At 65.2% G+C, this 20,834-nt stretch carries 21 protein-coding genes; 5 read left to right on the forward strand and 16 right to left on the reverse strand.

The annotated features are described in order from the left end of the window. Positions 1-149: 149 nt before the first annotated feature. The 5 genes from B4N44_RS11710 to B4N44_RS11730 form a co-directional block, all read right to left on the reverse strand. The gene (locus B4N44_RS11710; protein WP_296700973.1) at positions 150-515 is read right to left on the reverse strand and encodes a hypothetical protein; all 366 of its coding nucleotides are present in this window, start codon (positions 513-515) and stop codon (positions 150-152) included. A 12-nt stretch (positions 516-527) separates the two neighbouring features. Further along, on the reverse strand, positions 528-1,868 hold the full coding sequence (locus tag B4N44_RS11715; RefSeq protein ID WP_296700975.1) for a galactosyldiacylglycerol synthase: 1,341 nt from the start codon (positions 1,866-1,868) through the stop codon (positions 528-530). A gap of 340 nt (positions 1,869-2,208) precedes the next feature. Then, positions 2,209-2,937, reverse strand: coding sequence for an esterase family protein (locus B4N44_RS11720; protein WP_296700976.1), 729 nt, complete (start codon positions 2,935-2,937; stop codon positions 2,209-2,211). An 8-nt stretch (positions 2,938-2,945) separates the two neighbouring features. Further along, complete coding sequence (locus B4N44_RS11725; protein ID WP_296700977.1) at positions 2,946-3,899, reverse strand: acetylxylan esterase; 954 nt, start codon at positions 3,897-3,899, stop codon at positions 2,946-2,948. 100 nt (positions 3,900-3,999) lie between these two features. Beyond that, positions 4,000-4,410 (reverse strand): TraR/DksA C4-type zinc finger protein, encoded by a 411-nt coding sequence (locus B4N44_RS11730; protein WP_296700979.1) that lies wholly within the window; start codon positions 4,408-4,410, stop codon positions 4,000-4,002. A 92-nt stretch (positions 4,411-4,502) separates the two neighbouring features. On the opposite strand from B4N44_RS11730, the gene B4N44_RS11735 reads away from it, so the two are divergent. After that, entirely contained in the window at positions 4,503-4,679 is a 177-nt protein-coding gene (locus B4N44_RS11735) for a hypothetical protein (protein WP_296700981.1), read from the forward strand. A gap of 200 nt (positions 4,680-4,879) precedes the next feature. Further along, positions 4,880-6,175 carry a DUF3422 family protein gene (locus tag B4N44_RS11740; RefSeq protein WP_296700982.1) on the forward strand — a complete coding sequence of 432 codons (1,296 nt, stop codon included), beginning with the start codon at positions 4,880-4,882 and terminating at the stop codon, positions 6,173-6,175. Between the two features lie 203 nt (positions 6,176-6,378). On the opposite strand, the gene cbiB is transcribed toward B4N44_RS11740, so the two are convergent. Beyond that, positions 6,379-7,344 carry an adenosylcobinamide-phosphate synthase CbiB gene (cbiB, locus tag B4N44_RS11745; RefSeq protein WP_296700984.1) on the reverse strand — a complete coding sequence of 322 codons (966 nt, stop codon included), beginning with the start codon at positions 7,342-7,344 and terminating at the stop codon, positions 6,379-6,381. Further along, entirely contained in the window at positions 7,335-8,534 is a 1,200-nt protein-coding gene (locus B4N44_RS11750) for an adenosylcobinamide amidohydrolase (RefSeq protein ID WP_296700986.1), read from the reverse strand. Before B4N44_RS11750 ends, cbiB begins: the two co-directional genes overlap by 10 nt. Positions 8,535-8,802: 268 nt before the next feature. Here B4N44_RS11750 and B4N44_RS11755 point away from each other — a divergent pair, with 268 nt between their 5' ends. From B4N44_RS11755 to B4N44_RS11765, 3 genes are all read left to right on the forward strand, one after another. Continuing rightward, entirely contained in the window at positions 8,803-9,030 is a 228-nt protein-coding gene (locus tag B4N44_RS11755; RefSeq protein WP_296700988.1) for a cysteine-rich CWC family protein, read from the forward strand. A 185-nt stretch (positions 9,031-9,215) separates the two neighbouring features. Next, complete coding sequence (locus B4N44_RS11760; protein ID WP_296700990.1) at positions 9,216-9,347, forward strand: hypothetical protein; 132 nt, start codon at positions 9,216-9,218, stop codon at positions 9,345-9,347. Positions 9,348-9,361: 14 nt separating this feature from the next. Next, a complete protein-coding gene (locus B4N44_RS11765) occupies positions 9,362-10,057 on the forward strand; it encodes a formylglycine-generating enzyme family protein (protein ID WP_296700992.1) in 696 nt (231 codons plus the stop codon). 265 nt (positions 10,058-10,322) lie between these two features. Here B4N44_RS11765 and B4N44_RS11770 read toward each other — a convergent pair whose 3' ends face one another. The 9 genes from B4N44_RS11770 to tagH all read right to left on the reverse strand — a co-directional run bounded on the left by B4N44_RS11770 (position 10,323) and on the right by tagH (position 20,700). After that, positions 10,323-10,634: a hypothetical protein gene (locus tag B4N44_RS11770; protein ID WP_296700994.1), complete on the reverse strand. Its 312-nt coding sequence runs from the start codon at positions 10,632-10,634 to the stop codon at positions 10,323-10,325. Then, positions 10,634-10,780 (reverse strand): hypothetical protein, encoded by a 147-nt coding sequence (locus B4N44_RS11775; protein WP_296700996.1) that lies wholly within the window; start codon positions 10,778-10,780, stop codon positions 10,634-10,636. The genes B4N44_RS11770 and B4N44_RS11775 overlap by 1 nt, the downstream gene beginning before the upstream one ends. 37 nt (positions 10,781-10,817) lie before the next feature. Further along, positions 10,818-11,552, reverse strand: a complete 735-nt coding sequence (locus B4N44_RS11780) for a PP2C family protein-serine/threonine phosphatase (RefSeq protein ID WP_296700998.1) — start codon at positions 11,550-11,552, stop codon at positions 10,818-10,820. Next, positions 11,549-12,307 carry a type VI secretion system-associated protein TagF gene (tagF, locus tag B4N44_RS11785; protein ID WP_296701000.1) on the reverse strand — a complete coding sequence of 253 codons (759 nt, stop codon included), beginning with the start codon at positions 12,305-12,307 and terminating at the stop codon, positions 11,549-11,551. Before tagF ends, B4N44_RS11780 begins: the two co-directional genes overlap by 4 nt. Next, the gene (tssM, locus tag B4N44_RS11790) at positions 12,304-15,855 is read right to left on the reverse strand and encodes a type VI secretion system membrane subunit TssM (RefSeq protein ID WP_296701002.1); all 3,552 of its coding nucleotides are present in this window, start codon (positions 15,853-15,855) and stop codon (positions 12,304-12,306) included. Before tssM ends, tagF begins: the two co-directional genes overlap by 4 nt. Continuing rightward, positions 15,852-17,234: a type IVB secretion system protein IcmH/DotU gene (icmH, locus tag B4N44_RS11795; RefSeq protein ID WP_296701004.1), complete on the reverse strand. Its 1,383-nt coding sequence runs from the start codon at positions 17,232-17,234 to the stop codon at positions 15,852-15,854. Before icmH ends, tssM begins: the two co-directional genes overlap by 4 nt. Before the next feature lie 3 nt (positions 17,235-17,237). Continuing rightward, the gene (gene tssK, locus B4N44_RS11800; protein WP_296701007.1) at positions 17,238-18,569 is read right to left on the reverse strand and encodes a type VI secretion system baseplate subunit TssK; all 1,332 of its coding nucleotides are present in this window, start codon (positions 18,567-18,569) and stop codon (positions 17,238-17,240) included. 12 nt (positions 18,570-18,581) lie between these two features. Further along, the gene (gene tssJ / locus B4N44_RS11805) at positions 18,582-19,082 is read right to left on the reverse strand and encodes a type VI secretion system lipoprotein TssJ (RefSeq protein WP_296701009.1); all 501 of its coding nucleotides are present in this window, start codon (positions 19,080-19,082) and stop codon (positions 18,582-18,584) included. A 97-nt stretch (positions 19,083-19,179) separates the two neighbouring features. Then, on the reverse strand, positions 19,180-20,700 hold the full coding sequence (gene tagH / locus B4N44_RS11810; RefSeq protein WP_296701011.1) for a type VI secretion system-associated FHA domain protein TagH: 1,521 nt from the start codon (positions 20,698-20,700) through the stop codon (positions 19,180-19,182). Between the last annotated feature and the right edge of the window lie 134 nt (positions 20,701-20,834).

A 20,834-nucleotide genomic window follows, 5' to 3' on the forward strand; every position in this document is an offset into this window, starting at 1 on the left:
TCAAAGTTGTGTATAATGGGATGCGGTCACGGCCTGCGCAAGCGCCAAGTCGTTTTCGTATCCGTAATGGGTCACGAGGACGATGTTGTTGATCCCCGGTCGCGCGGCCTAAGACGCGCTCGTCGTTCCGAGACATCCAGCGCTCATGCTCAACTTGCACTGATGACGAACACGCCCGCGCAGATCAACAACACGCCCAAGGTGCGCAGCAGGGTGACCTGCTCTCCGATCAGAAACCCAACCAGCAACGCCAAGGCGAATCCCAGACCTTCCAACGGGTAGGCCTTGCTGACGTCCCAACGCGCCAGCACCCACAGCCAAACGACAGCGCCGAGGGTGTAGAGCGCGAAGCCGCCGATGATGGCCGGATTGAGCATGACGGCCCCTGCCACGTGCAATGCGGCGGGCTTCGCCAACGCCGCCTTGACCGCGACGCTCGACATGCCGGCCTTGATCAGAAACTGCGCGGTGACGGACAGCAGAACACAGCCGATCGCAGCGAATGTCGTGGTCATCGGTTCATCCACTCAGCATTTCTTGGTCACGATCGCAGGGGCAACGCGATGGCGTTCTTGACGCTTGGCGCGACCGAGCTTCGGGATGTTGGACAGAGCCTTCGAGGAGTAGGCTCGCAACGCGACCGGGCACTCGAGACCGGTCGCCCGATCGGCCGCGACCAACTCGCGCTGATCCGAGGACGAATCGACCAGGCCCAACACCGGCACTCCGCCCGCAACCCGAGCAGGCTGTCGCGCCTTCTCCAGGATTTTCGCGAGGATCTGCGGCACCTCGAAAACAGCGCGGTTCTCGATCCGGCGCACCCTGGCTTGGTACTCGGGTAGGTTCCGCGTGATGTCCTCGACCGCTGCGCTGATGGACCGAAGACTGTTTCGCACGACTCCCAGGCCATGTTCGCGCACCCACTCGGTATTCCAGCGCTCCTGCGGCATGGTCCAGGCATTGCGGGTCACGATCACCGGCAGTCCCTGATGAACGGCCTCGCTCAGACTGCCCGGTCCCGGTTTGCCGATAAAGAAATCGGCCAGCCGCATCCATCGCGCAACCTCGGTCGTGAAACCGACCACGACACGCGGCGCCTCCGTCGGCAGAGCGCGCAGCTCCGCTGCCAGCGCCTCGTTGCGACCGCACATCAGAATCAGAGGGGTCTTGGGCAGACGAGCGGCGATGCCTTTCATCGCCCGGGAGCCGGTGCCGCCGAACAACACTAAGCCGGTCGGCGTCGCCGCATCCAAGCCCACACGCTGCCGCTCTTCGGCACGAGCAATCGGCGCCTGCGCATAGAACTCCGGGCGCAGGATCATCCCGCTGCTGCGATGCACGCGGTCCGGGGAGCAGCCGGCGGCCACAGCCTGCGAATACGCGTAGTCGGTCCCGCACACCAGGTGTTGGGCGAGGTCCGGCTCGATCCAGAAGTGCGGCGGGTGGTCGGCCATGTCGGTGAGCACCGTGACGAAGGGTACGCCCGAGTCGGCCAGCACCAAGCTGTCGTGCAGCGCTCGGTTGAAATTCGGGATCAGCGAAACGACGAGATCGGGCCGGGTCGTTCGCCAATGCAACGCCAACCGCTGCACCATGAGGGCATGCGTCCAGCGGATCATGCCTTGCAGAAGTTTCAGCTCCTGCGCCAGCCCGAGCGTAAAGCCGGTGGCCAAGCGCCGATTGTAGACGTCCTCGGGCTCCATCCCGGTCACTCGCCGAAAGTACCCGAGCGGGTCCAGAACCTGCGTCAGGTTGACCTTGCGCACACGCCAGGGCAGACCCTGATCATGGATCGCCTGCTCCAATGCGAGCGCCGCGGCACGATGACCACCCCCGGCGTTGAACCAGATCAGATCGACGGTCGTCATGAGGGAATTTGCCGAGCGCTACGGCAACGGCGAGGGGATCTGTGGTGTTCAGCCAGCGGGAGAAGAGTCACGACGCGAGGTTCCAGGCGGCTGGGCCACATCCGGTCAGGGTGGGCGGGATTATCGACGGTTCCGGTGACAATCGTGTGACGCCCGTCGATGCGGGTCATGCAATCGGTCACTACCACCGAGCCATTCACCGTCGATCGCTGCGTGGAGACGGGGTCGATCGGCTCGGCGAGGCCGCCCGCCGAGGCCCGATCCGATCCCGTGCAATCGACGCGCGAGAGGCATGCCATCCCGATCCGCGATCGCGAATGGGCCGGCTTCAGAACCGGTTTCAGACATAGAGCGGCGCCATGCGCCGCCAATCGTGGCCGCGGTGCGCACGGCCGTCCCACACGTGCAGCGCATGCCAGATCCCTTTCGCCCAGAGCAAGTGGCTGAATCGGCGATTGTGATCGAGAAATGGATCTTCGCTGCCGACCACCAAGGTGATATCCATGCTGCGCAGGGCACCAAGTCGGTTTGGACAGTCGAGGTTCGCGAGGAACTGAGCGGGGCTGTGGAAGTAGATCAGCTCGTCCCGATGACCGCTGAACAGATCACGGAAGCAGTCCACCTCATAGGTCAGGTCATAGCGCCCCGAAAAGGCCGCGATCTTCTTGAAGAGATGAGGGTGTCGCAGCGCGATATTCACGGCATGGTAGGCCCCCAAGCTACAGCCATGCGCGATGGTGCAGGGGTGCGGATTCTTCATTGCCATCAAGGGCAGCACTTCGTTGAGGACATAGTCCTCGAAGGCACAATGGCGGCGGATGCGATCGGCGGGGTGACACCAATCGCAGTAGAGCGACTCCCAAACGATACTGTCCACACAATAGAGCTGAAGCTGGCCGGCCTCGATCTTGTGACCGAGTGCTTCGATCAAGCGCAGATCTTCATATTCGTGAAAGCGCCCATCGCGCGTCGGAAACACGAGAACCTTGGCTCCCGCATGCCCGAAGACCAGCAGCTCCATGTCCCGACCGAGCCGGTCGCTGTACCATCGGTGGTATTCGCGATTCATTCTTGACCTCACAGCGGCGCGAAGAAGGCCCAGAGCTCGGCAAGCAGATCCTGTGTCTGGCGCGCCCGCCCCGGATAGTCGAAGTGTCCTGCGTCGAGCACGAACAGGCGCTTGTCTCCGGGGATCGCGTTGTAGACCGCAAATTGTCCGGGCGGCGCCACGGCCGGATCGAAGCGGGCGGCGGCGACATGCATCGGTTGACGGATCGACCGCGCGGCAACCGCCGCATCGTAATAAGCGAGGGTATCGCCGATTCGACTTTGGGTGCCGACGCAGCGTTGGACGGCAGCCGCGCTGCCGATACTGGGTAACGCAAGCCGCAGAGGCTGGTGACCGAAGCTGGGTACGTTGAGGTGGCCGCGTGCAATGCGCGCATCCCGGGCCATCGCCATAGCCCCGATCCCTCCGCCGAAGCTGATACCGAGATATCCGATATGTCCGGACAACTCCGGAAAAAGCAGAAGCAGGGTCGAGACCCCGACCCAAAGGTCATCCACGCAACCGCCCAGGATGTAGTTCTCGCGACTGTCGATATCGTGGAGCACATGCCAATTGGGGTCCGCCGAGATCGGCGGGCGCTGGCTGCGGCCTAAGCCTCGAAAGCAAGGCACGAGATAGACCCCGTCGTCGCGGGGAAGGTCGTAAGGTGGGGCTTCGATGCCGCCGTAGCCGTGCCCCAGCACGAACCCTCGTCGAGGCGAGCCAACTCGCGGGGTCAGGACCCAGCCGCGAATCGGAAACCCGTCGGTCGACTCATATGTCAGGTCGTGGACGCGGAAACGCGGGTGGGTCTCGCGTGAAATGCACAAGCGGGGGTTGGGCTCGACCTCCAATGCGCGAGCGTAGCGGGTGCTCCAGAAGGCACCGAGATCGGCGGGCTCGGGCGGCGGAGCGACCGCCAGAAGCGCATCCAGGCTGTAGCCGTAGCTTGGGTCAAAGGCAAAGCCATGGGCGAAAGACATCGCAGAGGAGCTCGTCGGACTTGGATCTGGGTGCTGAGTATCGCGCCGCGGGTGTGCCGATGTCGCCGCCCGATAGGCGATCACGCTACCCGAGCGCGGTTTACACCGAGCGACGAGCCTGGGGCTTGTCGACCAGCGCACCCGGCATAAATCCACGACCAAGACGCTCCTCGCGATCCTGGCAGGGTGCGCAGCGAGTCGCGTTCGGTACGTAGATCAAGCGCTTCGCAGGAATCAAGTCGCCACAGTCGAGACAGTGGTCGCGGCCTGAAACAAGGTTTGCCTGATCACGCATTGCAGCGACCGCCAGTGCAGTCAGCTGATCGATTCGAAATTGGGTCAGGTCGAGCTCGTCTGCAAAGCGTTCCAATTTAGCTGCCCCCGGATCAGTCATCGATGGCCGAGAGCATCGCAGATGGTCGTGACAAACGTATGACTCCCGGCCCACATTCGGCGGGGTGAGTAGAGCTGTCGAGCGGATGCTGTTACGCTCGGCGATCCACTTGAACAACGGGATCCGGCGCACTCGCCCCCTTTCCCGACCTTTTCTACCCGGGCCCGGCAGTCTCGACTGTCACGGCGCCGAACAGCGAGATCATGACGATGGCCAAGACAAACTATGCGTTCGAGAAACGTCAACGCGACCTGCAAAAGAAAAAGAAGAAGGAGAACAAGCAGAAACGCAAGACCGAAAACAGCGGCACTCAGTCCGAAGCGACCGACGTCGAGCAACCCGAGGGCGATCGGCCGGAGTCCGACGCCGCGCAGAGCGCTGACTGAATCCCGGTGGTGTCGGCCAGGCGGCGACACCGACCCGGAACGGCCTCGCGTGCCTGCTCCATCCATAACGCCCCACGACACGCGCGATCCACGCATGGCGGGCGGTCGAGCCGAGCCGGGATCGAACCTAGTTTTCGTCACGACCCCCGGTTACACTCGCGCCGCCTGACAAGGACCATCACCGTACGGATCATCACGGCATGTCACTCCCCTTTAAAGAGCATGTGCTCCGTCATCTCGTCACCGACGAGCTGCACGCCCGGACCTTCGAGCCCCTGCGCGCGCCCGAGCGGGTCTCGCACCTGGCCGCGGTCTCCGGCGAGCGCGGCAGCGGTCGCAACGTCGAGCACCTCAAGCGGCTCTTGGCCCACTACGGGCTGCCCATACCGGAGACGGTCGATCAGCATTATTGGATCGACCTCGGGCCCATGCGTCTGCGCTGGGAGCGTCATACCGAATTCGTCACCTACACCTTCAGCAAGCGCGGCACTTTCGCTCACCCCTTCGCCGAACCCCTGCTCGACGAGCTGCCGCAGGACTGGCTGCGCGATCTGCCCGGCGAGGTCATCACCGCGACCTCGCTGGCCATCGAGACCTGCGATTGGCCCGAACGCACCAACGAGGAGCTGGTCGCGCTCTTCGACGGCAACCCGGTCATCGGCTCGGAAGTGGTCGGGGGTGCGGGGCGGGCTTGGTCGGACCATAAGATCCATGCCGATGGCTACTCCTGGATCCTGTTGCGCGACTGCGGTCTGTCCGACAATCAGGCCGGGCGATTGGCCAAACGCGTTTTGGAGATCAACGCCTACCGGGCCATGGCACTGCTCGGGTTCCCCTTGGCTCGCGGCGTGTCTGCAGCCCTCAGCGACGCCGATCGTCGCTTGGCGATGGTGGCCTCACGTCTGTCGAGCCAAGGCGCGTCCGATCAGCCGGCCTTCGAGAGCGAGCTGCTGGGCGAGCTGACCAGCCTCGCTGCGGATATCGAGGCGGTTTCGGCCCGAACCACCTATCGCTTCGATGCCTCGCGCGCTTATTACGGGATGATCCAACAGCGGCTCGAGCAGCTTCGCCAAAACAGGATCGAAGGCCTGCAGACCCTGTCCGAATTCCTCGAGGCGCGCTTGGCCCCGGCGGTCGCGACCTGCGAGGCCACCCAGCGGCGCCAGCACGACTTGGCCGAGCGCGCGGCCCGCATCACCAGCCTTTTGCGGGCGCGCGTGGATGTCTCGCTGCAGGAGCAAAACCGGCAGCTGCTGGAGTCAATGGATCGACGCGCCCAGTTGCAGGTGCGCCTGCAAGAGACGGTGGAAGGGCTCTCCGTCATCGCGATCGGCTACTACGGCGTCGGCCTCATCGGATACGCGCTCAAAGGTCTGGAAAGCGGAGGAATCCCGATCGATGCGGGCTTGTGGATGGGCATCGCCCTCCCCTTCGTGATCGGGTTCGCTTGGTTCGGACTCAGACGGATCAAGCGGCGCCTGGCCGGATCGGAGTGATTCTGCGCCCGGCCGAGCGGCTGGGCGCCGCGCGAGCGAGTTCTGATCACGCCTACGGATGCAACAGAGTCTCCCCGCCCGTATGACCACCTTCGTTGAACCATTCGACCGACCGAGGCCGAATCAGCGAGGCGACTCGGCTGCGCAGGCGGCCGAATGGCTCGGCATCGCCTTTGGCTCACGTCACCGAGCGCGGGAAACCCTCACCATGGCAGAACCGTGCGCAGCGGCGCAACGGCCACACCGACGAGAAGTGCCAGGAGGCAGGCCACCAGGATCAGGCGCAGCGCGCGCTCGAGGTCGGTCGCCCCGAGATCGGCCGGCCAGTCCGGATCACCCATATAGTCTTCGGTGACGAGCCTCCCACCGTAGCGAATCGGACCGACCAGTCTGACCCGCAGCGCGCCGGCGCAGGCGGCCTCGCTCCACCCCGAGTTCGGGCTGGGGAGCATGGCGTGATAGTCGCGCGCGGCACGGAAGACCAGCCGCGAGTGTAGCTTGAGCAATGCCGCCGCGGCCGCGATCAAGGGGACCGAGAGCCGCGCCGGCAGCCAATGGACAAGATCGTCGGAACGCGCCGCGGCCCAACCGAAACGGCCGTAGCGTGCGTTCTTGTAGCCGACCATCGAATCCAAGCTCGACACCGCCTTCACCAGGATCAGACCCGGGAGCCCGAAGAGACAGAGCGCCCACAGGGGCGTCAGGACCCCGTCGGTCAGGTTCTCCGAGAGGCTCTCGATGGTCGCGCGCACGATGCCGTCGCGCTCCAGTTGCTCGGTATCGCGACCGACCAGCATCCGCAGCCGCGCGCGCGCCTGCGGGAGATCGTCGAGCGCTTCGAGCACCCGGCGTCCGTGATCCAGGAGATCACGCATGCAGATCAGACTGTAGGCGATGAAGACATCCCAGGCGAAGGCCGCCCAAGGGTGCAGTGCGCCGAGACCCGATCGAACGCCCCACCAGGCCGCCAGCGCACCCCCGACGACCAGCAGCCAATGTAGGACGCCGCCGGCACGACCCTTCAGCCCGACGATAAACAAGAGCCGTTCCCAGCCGAGACTCCAGGCTCCGATGATCCGAATCGGATGAAAACGATAGACCGGATCCCCGATCAGCGCGTCCAGCAGGCAGGCTGCGAGGATGAGCGCGAGATGCTCAGTCAGTCCCATTTGCGTGCGAACCCCCGCACGACGGCGAGCGCGGCCAAGCGGCCGTCGGGCAACCCTTGATGCGGCGCCAACTCCGCACGCAGCGCGACAAACCGCTCGGGCTGGACGGCGACGCCCGCCGCGAGCAGCGCCGCCTGGTTCAGGATCGCCTCGCGTGCGACCCCGGCATGCAGCACCCCGGTGCGTACCAGATCCAGGATCTCGGCCAGACCATAGGCGGCTGCGGCGCTGTGCGGATCGTGGATGATCGCCTGGAGATTGGCGGCGAAAACGGCCGCGTCCGGAGCCTCCAGCTCGGACTCCGCGCAGACCCGCAGCGCCGCCTCGTCGCAACCGAAGCGACCCAAGGCTGCACAGATGGTGCGTCTGAGCTCGGGAACGATACCGTTCTGCAGCAGCAGACAGCGGGTGACGGCGTCATGCGTCGCCCGCCCGAGCAGCTCGCCCAGCGTGTTGTGACCGCCCGCCCAGTGCCGCTCCCACTCGGCCTCGCGTGCCAGCGGGGCGGCGACCGCGAGCTGATCGGTCCCGGTACCGGTCGCAAGACACGGCGACTGGAGGCTTGGCATACGCAGATCCAGCAAAGCCGTGCTCTTCGCCTCGGTGACCATGGTCGCTGCACGCAACAGGCACGCGGGCGTGCAGGGCCGATTGATCAGGACCAGTGTGACGATGGTTCCCGAGCCGGAGTCATCGGACGGTCGATCGCCGGCGATCGGGCCTTCGGATCCGATCTGCCCCGACGATTCCGCTGAACGCCCGCGACGGGCAGGACGACTGCCGTCGGCCTCCTCGTGCCAAGCGGCCGGATCACCGGCGCGGACGGCGTTGCCGGTCACCCCGGCGGTGGCCACTACCGTCACGCGAAGATCCTCCGCATCCGCGCGCGCTACGACCGCACACTGCATGTTGGCGGCGGTCCCCATGAGGGCCGTCGTCTCGGGCGGAAGCCCTGCCTCGGCGCAGGTGCGTGCGTGATAGTCCTGTGCGCCGAGACCCAGGACGGTCTCGTAGCGCGCCAGATGGGCCACACCCTCGCAACTTTGATGGTTCGCCAAATGGGTCAGCGTCTCGGACATCCCGCCGTTGACCCGACAGGTGCCGAGCACGCGATGCGGACGCGCGAAGCCGACGACGAGATAGCGCCCCTGCCGGTGCAGGGCGTAATGATCGGTCTCTTCGAGCAGCATGCCGGACCTCGATCACGGGGACAGTGGTATAACCGTCGAGCGACGAGCCGACGGACGCGCGAGGCTATCGCAAGTGCCGGCGCAACCGCAACGACGACGAGGCGCGTCGGTACGCAAGGTGTCGGGGCGAGGGTGTAGACTGTGAGCGCGTCCAAGCAAACACCATAAACGGATACGACGACCCGGTTCGGCCCTCGCCCGTGATTCGGAGACGCGCCAAGACGGTCGATCACCGCACCCGCCAACACGGACATCGAGAGCAACGCGCATGGGAAAGCATGAGATGAAGACCTGTCCGCGCTGCGGATCCAGCTTCGAATGCAAAGCGAACCGCGTCGAGCGGTGTGGCTGCCTGAGCGTCGCACTGAGCGCGGAGGCACTTGAGTTTCTCGGGGAACGCTATCGGGACTGTCTATGCGTCGCCTGCCTGGAGCAGGTCAATCGCTTGTGCAGCGAGCAAGGCGCATCGGAAGCGGATCGTCAAGCGGGCGATTGAAGCATCGAACGACTCGACGCCGATTGCACGATTGCAGGGAACGCCCGACAGTGACCGTGGGTTACAAGCCCGGATCGGGTGGTGGTAGACTCGAACACTACGTCGTTTCACACCTGCCAAGCGCCTTTCGCGTCGGTTTTAAGGCAATCGATCACGCGGGTACTCGGGAGCCTAGGCGAACCACCATGTCATCTGCTTCGACAAACCCGATTGCACTCGCCTTGGCGGTGATCCTTTGCGTCGCCGCCATTCAGGTCGATCCGCTCCTCGCCGACACCGCATCGACACCCAAAGCAGGCGGCGACCTCGCGTTCTGAGAGGAGCTTGCCTTTTGGGAGACCATCAAAGACAGCAAGGATCCTTCCGAATTCGAGGCCTACCTGGCGCCTATCCGGACGGGCGCTTTGCACGTCTCGCCGAGATACGCATCAGGTCGCTGAACGGCCGACCGCCCGGGGACACCGAGGCGGATACTGCCGTTCAGCCGACCGACGTGGTCGCGACGACACCGCAGGGGAGCTTCCGCGACTGCGATCTGTGCCCGCTGATGATCGCGGCGCCGGCCGGTGCATTCATCATGGGTTCGGACCGACACCGCCCGGACGAAAAACCCGAACACGAAGTCACCTTTGCAGAACCCTTTGCCATCGGTGTCCATGAGGTCACCCTGGCCGAATGGGACGCCTGTCTACGCGAGGGCGGTTGCCGGTTCAGCCCGGAGGAAGGCGCCGGCAGTCAATTGCCCGTCGGCAATGTGAGTTGGGACGATGCGCAAGCCTACACCGCCTGGCTGAGCAACAAGACCGGCCAATCCTACCGGCTGCCGACCGAGGCCGAGTGGGAGTACGCCGCAGGCAGCGGGTCGACGACCCTCTTCTGTTGGGGCGACGACACCGGGACGGGCAACGCCAATTCCAACGATTGCGGAAGTCGGTGGGACGCAAGCGAGCCGTCCCCGGTCGGATCCTTCGCGCCCAATCCATTCGGGCTCCACGATGTCCACGGTAACGGGCCATGGACTGCGTGAATCGCTCCTACGAGGGGGCGCCGGCCGACGGCTCGGCCTGGCTTCGCGGCGACTGCCTCGCCCGGATGCTGCGCGGCGGCAATGGGTTGACTCTCTATGATCACGGGCACGGGCTGACCTGTACGTGTCGAGACTGCAGCGGGGAAACGCAAGCGCAAGCAACGCGCTTCGCTGCTTTGAGCCTAGTCCTGGTTATTCGCAGCAACAACCCTAGGAACAGCGCATTATTCGGTCTGTATTGAACCTCGGTTGAACGCCACGCGACCTATTCAACCGCCCGCTGAAGTGCTTGCAAACGTTCGTCGTCCGGGTTCATCCTCAGTCCCGTTTCGATCATCCTCCGATAGAGATCGGATCGGTTGTCGACCTCCAGCCCCCTCGCCTGCTCCGGACTCATATAGCCGATACTGCCGATCAGCATGCCGGTAGAAGTGAGCTTGGTCTCGTTGCCGATCGTCTTGGCGTGGTAGCGCTCAGACGCGCCGATGTCGTAGACGGTCACGATATTGGGGTGGGTGAGCTTGGCGATCAGACGCCCTTCGTTGATGAATCGCCGGCAGAAGTCCGCGTCGACCATCAGAGCGGTTTCATCACCTTCAGGGCCACACGCCTGGACAGCGACTCCTGAACAGCCAGGTAGACCGTCGCCATGCCGCCTTCGCCGAAGATGGCTTCGGTCGTATAACCGGTGATTTGCGGCAATGGCCCCCGCTCTATGTCCACCTTGGGATGGTCTCCGTCGTCGGCCGATCGGCATCCATCAGCGATGGATGTCCACGATGACCGCGGTGATATTGTCTCGCCCGCCCGCGTCGCAGGCGGCGTCAATCAAATCGCGTGCGACCTCCCCCGGCTCGGCACCGCCAAGGATGGCGATAATCGCATCCGCTCGCAGCTCCTTGACCAAGCCGTCGCTGCACAGCAGGAAGCGGTCGCCGTCTCGCAGTGCCTCGACGCGCAGATCCACGGCCATCTCGGCATCGGCGCCGACCGCGCGCACCAGCACATTCGACAGGGGATGCTGCTCGGCCTGCTCGGGTGTCAACATCCCCTTATCGACGAGATCCTGAACATGCGTATGGTCCGATGTCAGTTGCACGAGCTCGCCGTTGCGTCGCCGATAGACACGGCTGTCGCCGACCCAGAGAATGGCGCAATGGTCTCCGAGGGCGACCAGGGCGGCGATGGTGCTGCCGATCAGGTCATCGCCCCGAGCGGCCGCGTGGTCCAACAGACGGCGATTGACCTCCTGCAGGATGTTGCGCACCGATTCGACGGCAGACCCCAAGAGTGCGGGACGCCCCATCCGACCGAGCCCGTCCACCAGCATTCGGCTCGCCATGCCGCCGTCGCTGTGCCCGCCCATCCCGTCGGCGACGGCCCACAGACCCAGGTCCGGGCGGTCCAAGTAGGCGTCTTGGTTCACGTCTCGGACCCGACCGGGATGGGTCACACCGGCCGATGTCCAGCGCAGTTGAGCCGGTCGCAGACTCATCTCGGCGCCTCTCCCGGGAGCGCCGGGTCGGCTTGGTCAAGCTCCCGCCATCCCCTCTTGGACCAATCGCCCGCGAGCAGCGCGCTGAAACCTTCCATCGGCGGCAGCCCCTGACAGGCGAGAAAGGACGGCGTCACCTGCTCGGAGCCGCTCGACCACCAGAGGCTGTAGGCACAGAAGACCTGATCGAGCGCACGCCCCAACAGGGTCGAGCAGATATTGCCCAGCTCCGAGGGCGAAGCCGCAGCGATCCGCCACGCGTTGGAGCTGATCTGACTGGTGTCGGCGGCCGAGCCGAGACCGGGGAGCCGGTCGATCGGGACGCCGAGCTCCAAGGTCATTGCATCGAAGTCCTCGACCGAGCGGACCTCGTCGAGGCCGGCGAGCATCACCGCCTCGGCCCGCTCGAACCAATCGGGTGCGGCAAGCAGTCGCAACGGGTCGACCCCCGGCTCCAGCCCACAGGCCAGCGTCAAGGGAAAATAGCGCCCGACCCGATCCACACTGGGCATCAGTACGCCCGCCCAAGCGCTCCGGCCGGCCACGCCCGGGGTCAGGACGAAGCGCCACAAGGGACTGGTGAGATAGGTCTCGAGCCAGGCATCGCCGAGCTGGGCACGACTCTCCACCAGGCATTCGCGCAGCCACAGATCCCACGGCTGGACGAGCTCGGCGGGTAGACGGCGGCTCACGAAGTCGCCAAGACTCGGCAACTTGCCATAGAAGCCGGGTGCGCCCGAGTCCCGCTCGCTCATAGGCGCCCCGGACAGCGAAACCCTCTCAACTCGTCGAGTTTGAAGGGATTGCGCACGCTGATCGCGCGCAGATCGAACTGCGCGGACATCCCGGCCACGGCGAAGGTCAGCCGAAACAGCTCCGGTTGATTGGTGGCGGTCAGTCGTGAGCGGTCGAGCACGCGGAACCAGGCCCAGGGGCCCTCCTCCGTCAGACTCGGCCCGCCCCCGCTGGTGTCGACAAAGACCAGACGCGCCCTCAAGGCGCCGTCCGGCGGGGGCCATTGCAGCTTCTGCGTGCGCAACGGACCGTGCCGGTAATCGACGATCTGCCCCCCGAGATCCAAGGTAAATTGGTTCAAGCGCGCATCCATGCCGCGCGGCTGAAGCTCGAACTCGACCGACGGGGTCTTGCCGCCGCTCATGAAGAAGGCTTCGCGGATGACGGCGGCGCGTTGAAACTGGGCCAGGACCTCGTCCGGGATCCCGATGGTCTTGTCGACCCAACGCCATGTCGGGCTTGCCGTGTCGACGGACGAACTGAGATGCGCCTTGAAGAAGGCATCGATCAGCCCGTCCGGGCCGAAGACCCGACCGAAGTCATGCAGCGTCGTCTCGCGCGAGGTTCCGGCGACGAAGGGATAGCGATCGTGGATCGCCTCGCGGCAGAAGGGCAGCACCTCCGCCGTCCAGATATTGTTCAATTGAGCGCGCGCGCCGCCGGCGGCGATGTTGGCGCTGTCCTGAGCAAGGGTGCCGACCAGTCCGCCGATCGGCGCAGGAAGCTGCGCCGCGAGCGCCTTGGCATCGCGGATCTCGGCACTCTCGCCCGGCACCAGCAGACCGCGCCCAGAGGTCGCGGCCGCCGCGACGGACGACAAATGGAGCTGCAATTGCCCCATCGCGGTCAGGACCCGCTCGATGGGGGCTTGGCGTTGCTCGTCGGATCGCACCAGGTCCTGCAACCAGGCGAAACGACGCGTCACGTAGGCCTCCGGGGCCTGCTCGGACGGCGCGCCCGGGTCCGCGTCGTCGAAGTAGCTCTCGACACGCTGACGGAATCCCTGCAGTGGCCCTGCGGCCTGATCCGCGGCGGACTCCTCGTCCTGCGGGAGGCGGTCCAGCTCGGTCTGGCGGGCAGCCGCGACAAGCAGTCGCTTGAGCGGTGAATATTCCGGATCGGCAAGGATGCGCGCGACCTCCGAGGCGTGATGCAGATCGCGCACGGCGACCAGATCGATATCCTCGAGCAGTGCTGTCCATTCAACGACATAGTCACGCAGATAGCGCTCGCGAACCTCCTCGAGCACGCGCCGAGCGTCGTCGGACCCGGGCGAGAAGCGGGCATCCGGACCCAGGACCCATGCCTCCTTCTCCGCCGCCTCGATCAGTCGGCTGCTCGCGCTCGTAAATCCGCGGTGGTAGCCGTCGTAGGTAAAGAGTGCGGGAACGCCCTGATTGATCGGTCGTCCGCTGCGCCGCGCAAACACCAGCTTGGCGAAGTCTCCGCCGGCATCGCTGATGGTGAAATCGGGAAGGTCGTCGCCCGGTCCATCCTGCTTGAGACGGGCGTAGATGCGCTCGGCCGGGGACGTTCGGTTGAGGATGGTCCGCGCGTCGGCGATCAGCGCCCCATCGAGCTCGATCGGCAAGGGTGCGGGCCGGCGCACCAGCAAGGCCGACAGATGATCGCGCAACGCCTCCTGCTGCTCGGTAGTGGTCTCGCGCGGCAGACTACGCTGCCAATCGCGCCCGACCCAGTACTGCACGGCCTCGGCGTCGTAGTGCGCGTCGCTGTCGAGCATGAGATAGACGCGCAAGGCATCGTAGAGATAGTCGGGGTCGCCGCCCGCCTCGCGGACCTGCTCCTCCAGGCGTAGGATGACCCTCGGCAAGAGTGCCTTGGCGAGAATACGGTCATAGGCCCGTTCGGCTTGCGATCCAAGCTTGCCGCCTTGGTAGAGGCCAAGACCCATACTGACGGGGACAGTCTCGTCGCGGTCGGCGTATCCGCCGGGGATCGCACGAGCCGCATCCAGCAGCGGCAGGACGCCGAGCGGGTTGCGCTCTTCGACCGGGATGGCATCGATCTTGGCCTCGATCTCGACCGCGCGCTGAGCGACCTCGTCGATGTAGGCGAGATTGCGCGAGTAGCTCGTGGTCCAGGCCGCGCCGGCCAGCAACAGGGCAGTGAAGACCCCGGCGTAGGCCCCTCGCCTGAGCCAACGCCGACGACGCTCCAGACGCGGATTCAGCCCTGCGAGCCCCGACTCGGTGAAGATCAGATCGCGCAGCAAACGCGTCAAAAAGAAGCTCTTGCCCGTCCCCTTGAAGGGGAGCGGACCCTGGCGAGCCAGACCGAAACTGCCCGCAAACCCGCTCAGAACCCGGTCGATCGGGGTGCCGGTCTGAGTGCCGCTGGTGAAATAGACACCCCGCACCAGCGGACGAATCTCGAAACGAGAGGGTGTGAAGCCATCCTGCAAAAACTGCTCCAGGATATCGCCGAGTGCATTGAACTGCCTTGGAAAGCTGAACACAAAAGAACGTTTTCCCGGCTCGCGCTCCTGCTCCATGCGGGTGATCAAACGTTGGTCGAGACGCTCGACGAGGGCCGTGCGCTCCGCGGGGAAGGACGAGAGTGCCGCGGGGGTCTTCTCCTCGGGCTCGTAGGGGAAGGTCACGCCCCAGACCTGCTCGCGCCCCTCCTTGTTCAGGTCCGCGAAGAACTCCATGAAGCCGGCCACCAAATCCGCCTTCATGAAGAGCACATAGACCGGGATCGCAATGCCGAAGGTCTTGCACAGCTCCTGGACGCGCTGGCGGATCGCTGTCGCATGGGCCGTCCGCTCCGTTTGGCTCTGCTGCATGAGGTCGGCGAGACTCACTGCCACCAACACCCCGTTGATCGGCCGTCGCGGACGGTGCTTCTTCAGCAGCCCGAGGAAACCCTGCCAGGCGGCGCTGTCCACCTGCTCGTAGCTGTCCTGCGTGGTATAGCGTCCGGCGGTGTCGATCAAGACCGCCTCGTCGGTGAACCACCAGTCGCAGTTGCGGGTCCCCCCGATGCCCTGGATAGCGTCCTGACCGAGACGCTCGGCGAGCGGGAAGCGTAGCCCCGAATGCATGAGCGCGGTCGTCTTGCCGCAGCCGGGCGGACCGATGATCAGATACCAGGGCAGCTGGTAGACCCAGCGTCCGCCCAGGCGGTGCCGAATCTCGGAGCCCTTCAGCGCCGCCAATGCGGCGTCGAAGCGCTCGCGCAGCACCTGCAGCTCCTCTTCGCTTGCCGCCTTGGCCGGGTCCGGCGCAGCCGCCGGGCGGGCCGCAAGCTGCTCCATCAAGCGTCGATTGCGCAACCGCGCACGCACGACGGAGCCGATCCGCACGAAGCCCCAGAGCCCGAACAGTGCCCCGACGGCCATGTATCGGCTGCGCGCCGACACCAAGGGCTCCACGCCGGCAACGCCGACCAGCGGGCCGATGAACCAGATCAGCAGCGCCAGCGCGATCGTCCCGAGCAGGGTCAGAAACCAGCGTGAGCCGAGGAATCGAAACAGCGTCTTCATGGCCGCACACTGGCCACATCGGAGGTCGTACGTCCCCCGCCGCGTGGCCCCATCAGGGTGATCTCGACCCGCCGGTTGCGGGAATCCCGCGGCTTCTCGGGGATCCGGGGCTCGGTATCGGCCCGTCCCTCGGCAGTGAAACGCGAGGGGTCGCCGACGACCTCCACGAGCGAGGCCATGACGCGCTCGGCCCGTTCTTGCGACAGATGCCAGTTCGACGGGAAGCGCAGTGTCTTGATCGGGACGCTGTCGGAGTGCCCCGTCACCAGGACCGTACCGGGCAAGCGAGCCAGTGCCTCGCCGATTCGACGCATCAACGGCATCAAGCCCGGCGTCAAGCTGCTGCTCCCCGAGGCAAAAAGCCCGTCGCCGCGGATAATCACGGTTTGGCCTGCGGGCCTGTCTTCCACCTCCAAACGCCCGGCGGCGATCTCCTCGGCAAGCAGGAGGCGCAAGGTCAGGGGCGCGGGTGCGTCAGGCGAGGTCGGCGGCGACTCGGCGAAGGGAACCCTCGGGCGATCCACCACCACCTCCAACCCGCGGTCCAGTTGGCTGAGCGAGAGGAAGACAGGATCGGAATCACGGTTGAGCGAGATGCTGTAGAAGGCGAAAAGTCCAGCGAGAAGCAGTCCGGCTATCGCGGAGAAGACCCAGAGCGGCAGCTGGTGGATCAGCGGATCCCGCCGCACCTTCGCCCCCTGCCAATGCAGCGACAGCTCCGGATCCGGATCGCCGCGTTGCGTGCGAATCGTTTGAAAGAGCTGCTCGCGAACCCGTTCGAGCTGCGCGCGCCCGTCGGCGCGCGCCCGGTAGCGCCCCTCGAATCCGAGCGCCAGGCACAGATACATGAGTTCCAAGAGGTGCAGGTTGCCGCTCGGATAGGCGAGCAGGCGGTCCAGGGCACCGAAGAACTTCTCCCCGCCCCAAGTCTCGTTGTGGAAGCTGATCAAGAGCCCTTGACGGCTCCAGACGCTCTCGGTCCCCCACGGCGTATCCAGGACGGATTCGTCGATCAGGGCGCAGAGGACATAGCGCGCAGGCAGCACGACCGCGTCCACGAGACCCTTAGCTCGGGCGCAGGTCTCGAACTCGCGCACCTGGCGGACAAGGCCCTCGCGCAGTCCGGCGGGATCGGGATGAGCGACGGTCGCGCGCAGCTCCGCGGCAATCGTCAGGAGACCTGCGGCACAGCTCACGAGCGGATTCACGACAGGCGCCGTCTGCCCGAGCGCGCTCCAAGTCGGGGGAACACCCGAGAAGGACGGCGGCCGCGGAGCCCCTCGGGCCGGTGCGGCAGCCGAACGCCGCCCTCCGGGAATCGGACGGATCACGGTCGTACCGGCGTCGCCGGGTATGCTGAAAGGATCGTCGTCGGTCACGGTTTACTCCCGGATGGCCCAGAGCTCGAGCTCCAATCCCGGGAACTCCCCGCCGATATGCATCCCGAAGCCGCCTCCCGCACTCAGCTGCTTCCAGAATTCACCGCTTCGATCCAACTCAAAATAGTCGAAGCCCGCATGGTAGGGAATCTCCAAGGGCGTTGTGGGCATGGGCTTGAGTGCGATCCCGGGCAGGGCAAGCCTGACCAGCTCCTGGATCCGCTCGACCGGGCCGACCTTGCATTGGGCAGGAAACCGGTTGCGCAGGGTCTGCGAGTCAAGGCTCGCCTGTGCGGCAAGCACGAACCGCGCGGTCGGCAGCAGCGAGCGGTCGGCCACCAGCGCGACCCGGAATCCGAATTGGCGCTCCTGGATCGGGATGGCGATGGCACGCTCGACATACTCGCGCCCCAGATACTCGCGCAAACGCTCGATCAGCGGCGAAAAGGTCGCGTCCAGGTCATCATGCCGATAGGGCGGAAACTCGGGCGGACGTTTGGTCTCGCTTGCGAAGGTCGCCAGCTCTCCGGCCAGTCCGAGCAGATGCCGGTAGATCACCTCCGGATGCAGCCCCCGAACCTGCATCAGATGCAGCATGAGCGGCTCGGCACGATTCATCAGCTGCAGCAGCAGGAAATCGGCCCAATCCGAGACCCCGCCGCGCCCCACCCCGCGCACGCGTCCGGCGCGCGACTCGGCCTGACGGTGCAGGAGACCGCTCAGCTCCTCGACGAAATCGGCAAGACGTCGGCTGACCCGGTAATCGATACAGGGCGGGATGAAGGCGCGATCCAGCACCACCTCGCGGTCCGCACGACACTCGAGGATCCGCGCCACACCGCAACAGGCGAACCCGTCGCGCGCCTCGCGCTCGAGCATCAAGCGCAGATCGAGCCGCCCGACCTCCACCGTTGTCTCGGTGTCCGAACCCAGAGCGTTGTCGCGCACGCTGAGCTCGCCGACCCGATAGCGCAGGCCGGTCTCGGGCTGCTCCGTGCCGCCGCTCTCGGCAGCACCCGTGCGGCGCAGAGGCAAGGCGAGATAAAGGGTCTGACCCGACACTGACTCATCGAGCTGCAAGGGCTGCGGAAGCGGATCGCTCGCCGGCGCATCGAAAGGCGTGCCATCCGGCAGAACACCCGCCACCTCGCGCAGCATGAGCTTACCGATCCCCAGCATATCCGTGTCGATTTCCATCCGGGACAGACCCCAAGGATAAGGCACGCCGAGGCCCGCCTTGGCGCCGATCAGATGCTCGAGATAGCGATCGTGCTGCTGGAAATGATGCGGCTGAAGGAAGAGACCTTCGGACCAGAGTACCTTGTTGTCCCACACCGGCAGCGACTCCTATCGGGGATAGGCCGAGATGGCCTCTGCGGCAACGACGATCCGGATGGCATTGTTCGTATCCGGGGTGAGCGCGGTCGCGGCGCGCCAGCGGCTGCGATCGATGTCGCGATAGGCCGCCACCGCGCCGATGTAGGCCGCCTCGGGGGCCAACGGCCGGGTGATCTCGCGACGTTCTCCGGGCCTCAGGGTGAGCTCCTCGCGCGCGATCAGATCCGGCCCCAGCACCGCCGACTCGTTGTCGAACAGGCTGTAGAAGTCCGCCGTCATAAAGGTGCCCTGCCCCTTGAGCGCATAGACCCGCACGACGACCGGCAGCGGATTGCCGCCGGGTCCGAGATTCACGTCGGCGGTCGCCTCGATCTCCAGACTCAGCATGGGCGCGGGCTTCTTCTCCTTCCCGGCACAGCCGGGGAGCAGACCGATACCGATGATCAGGATCCAGACACCGAGCACGGAGAAGACGCGGCGCGGCAGTCCGCGCGGGGACATATGGGCCATTCTCGTTACCCTCTTCACGGATGAACCCGACCGGTCGAGAAACCCGACCGGAAATCCAAACCGACCGGGCAGTGGATCTCGCCCGGTCTGCAACAGATCAACCCTGCTGTGGACTGCGAGCCTGATCCAAGCGTTGGATCTGCTCCTGATACGCCTTCGTAAAGGCATCACCGAAGAGTCGCATGAAATCCTCCGCCGCATCCGCGGCGACCTCCTTGTAAGCCTCGGTGAAGAGGTCCCAGTATCGGGACTTGCGCACCATCGGGAGCATCTCTTCGAATCGCGATCGGGCCGTCAATCGGCGCTCCAGCTCCGCGGGCTCGAAACGAGCAAGGAGTGCGCGCAATGCGGCCTGGAGTCCGGCCGTCATCGCCATCTCATGCGCACGGATATCGTCGAAGGCCTCGCGCGCGGCGGGAACGGCCGGCAGGAAACCGGGGCTCGGACGAAACAGCAGCCGATCCAGCAGGTCGTCGGGATCGGCGGAGAACTTAAAGGGGTTGTTCTGCGCCGGCCGTATGGTGGTCACCCCCAAGTGCAGCTCGCTCTTGAATTGGGCACGTCCCATCATCGTCAGGGTCAGGCCCGCCGCCAGCGCTCTGAGGAGTCTACCGGCGTTGCGCATCAACTCCTCGGGCTGATCCACACGCACGCCCTTGCCAACCCCGAGCCCTTCGATGAAGGCATCCACGAGCGCTGCCGTGTCCGAGCTTCGCGCTTCTTGCCCGAGCGGCTGTGCGGCGGAGATCGAACGCACGTCGGCACGGGGAACCTGCATCGGTGAGGGGTTCGTCGCAGACGCAAGGGGATCAGCACGCGAGAATGGATCCTCCTCGAAGGCGGGCGCCGAGCGCGCTGGACCTTGCGGCTCGAAAGACTTCGCAAGAGGCTCCGGCGGACCCGGCGGCGACCTTGACGCGGATTTGTCGTTATGCGCCTCGCCCTCGGGAGGAGCGGCCCAGACATCGTTCAGGATGTCGTAGTTGTCCGGAATGGCTTGGATCTCGGGCGGCCGAAAATAGACATTCTCGACCGGCGTTTGGTGAGACACGCCTCTGGGTGGAGCCTCCTTGCGCCCCGCTGCGAGCCGCGAATCCAATGGAGATGCATCGGCGAAGGGATCATCCGAGAGGTGTGGTGTCGCCGCGTCGAGGCTGTCGATCCGCGGCTCTGCACCACCGCCCGCATTCAATAGATCCAGGATGTCGGTGCGGGGACCTGGCTTGGACAGACCAGGCAAGGCACTGCCGGCGATGTCATCGAAGGGATCGCGATCACCTGCGGCCGTTTCAGGCGTTGACGAGGCAATGCTTACGAGAAGCTCGTAGGCGCCGATGGCGAGACGGTCGCCGTTGTGCAAGCTCATCGGCTGATGCGTCGGCAACGGTTCGGTGGCCTGATTGAGAAAGGTCCCGTTGCGACTGGTATCCGTGATCCAGACGCCGCTGTCGCGAACCTCGATCAATGCATGCCTGCCGGAGACGACGCGCTCCGGATCATCGAGAACCATGTCGTTGTCTCGAGCGCGGCCAATGGTCGCGGCGCCCGAGGTCATTCGAAGCGCCGTCGGCGCACCGCCATCGCCGCGGCCATCGATGAGGCGAAGAATCAATTCCATGCCGCGAGTCTCCGCAAAAACAGAGCCCCGAACGCGTCGTCACGATGATGTAACCCGTGAGTCATCGCATCGTTCATCGCAGAAGACCATACCTCGGTCAAGGTGAATAGTTCATAGCCGGGAGGGCGATCCGA

This window comes from Thiocapsa sp. UBA6158, from assembly GCF_002423035.1.
In the GTDB taxonomy this organism is placed as follows: Bacteria; Pseudomonadota; Gammaproteobacteria; order Chromatiales; family Chromatiaceae; genus Thiocapsa.

Coding starts and splice junctions, on each gene's coding strand:
- B4N44_RS11710 (WP_296700973.1), bottom strand. CDS start 515: ATGACCACGACATTCGCTGCGATCGGCTGTGTTCTGCTGTCCGTCACC.
- B4N44_RS11715 (WP_296700975.1), bottom strand. CDS start 1,868: ATGACGACCGTCGATCTGATCTGGTTCAACGCCGGGGGTGGTCATCGT.
- B4N44_RS11720 (WP_296700976.1), bottom strand. CDS start 2,937: ATGAATCGCGAATACCACCGATGGTACAGCGACCGGCTCGGTCGGGAC.
- B4N44_RS11725 (WP_296700977.1), bottom strand. CDS start 3,899: ATGTCTTTCGCCCATGGCTTTGCCTTTGACCCAAGCTACGGCTACAGC.
- B4N44_RS11735 (WP_296700981.1), top strand. CDS start 4,503: ATGGCCAAGACAAACTATGCGTTCGAGAAACGTCAACGCGACCTGCAA.
- B4N44_RS11740 (WP_296700982.1), top strand. CDS start 4,880: ATGTCACTCCCCTTTAAAGAGCATGTGCTCCGTCATCTCGTCACCGAC.
- cbiB (WP_296700984.1), bottom strand. CDS start 7,344: ATGGGACTGACTGAGCATCTCGCGCTCATCCTCGCAGCCTGCCTGCTG.
- B4N44_RS11750 (WP_296700986.1), bottom strand. CDS start 8,534: ATGCTGCTCGAAGAGACCGATCATTACGCCCTGCACCGGCAGGGGCGC.
- B4N44_RS11755 (WP_296700988.1), top strand. CDS start 8,803: ATGGGAAAGCATGAGATGAAGACCTGTCCGCGCTGCGGATCCAGCTTC.
- B4N44_RS11760 (WP_296700990.1), top strand. CDS start 9,216: ATGTCATCTGCTTCGACAAACCCGATTGCACTCGCCTTGGCGGTGATC.
- B4N44_RS11770 (WP_296700994.1), bottom strand. CDS start 10,634: ATGGTCGACGCGGACTTCTGCCGGCGATTCATCAACGAAGGGCGTCTG.
- B4N44_RS11780 (WP_296700998.1), bottom strand. CDS start 11,552: ATGAGTCTGCGACCGGCTCAACTGCGCTGGACATCGGCCGGTGTGACC.
- tagF (WP_296701000.1), bottom strand. CDS start 12,307: ATGAGCGAGCGGGACTCGGGCGCACCCGGCTTCTATGGCAAGTTGCCG.
- tssM (WP_296701002.1), bottom strand. CDS start 15,855: ATGAAGACGCTGTTTCGATTCCTCGGCTCACGCTGGTTTCTGACCCTG.
- tssJ (WP_296701009.1), bottom strand. CDS start 19,082: ATGGCCCATATGTCCCCGCGCGGACTGCCGCGCCGCGTCTTCTCCGTG.
- tagH (WP_296701011.1), bottom strand. CDS start 20,700: ATGGAATTGATTCTTCGCCTCATCGATGGCCGCGGCGATGGCGGTGCG.